The organism is Bacteroides sp. OF03-11BH, assembly GCF_003604005.1.
In the GTDB taxonomy this organism is placed as follows: Bacteria; Bacteroidota; Bacteroidia; order Bacteroidales; family Bacteroidaceae; genus Bacteroides; species Bacteroides ovatus.
Window position 1 is genome coordinate 450 of sequence record NZ_QTMW01000132.1, and the last position, 224, is coordinate 673.

The following is a 224-nucleotide window of genomic DNA, read 5'->3' on the forward strand; positions in this document are numbered from 1 at the left end:
CTGGAGGCGGAAACGCTGGACATGAACCGATACCGTGAGCAGAAGGACAAACTGGAGTACGAAGCGATGATGCGCAATCCCGAAACCGCCTACCTCGTGTCAAATGAGGAGTTTGACAAACAACTGGAAGAACTGGGCTGGTCGCCCGGCGACATGGTGACGATGGCGGGGATGTACATCGAGCGCGGGATGTACAACATGAAGAAGGGCATCCGCGACTTCTT

Annotated in this window: 1 pseudogene; it reads left to right on the forward strand. The window is 55.4% G+C overall.

Going from position 1 to position 224, the window contains the following annotated elements:
* A pseudogene (locus DXA54_RS28715) lies at positions 1 to 224 on the forward strand (conjugative transposon protein TraJ); the annotation flags it as partial.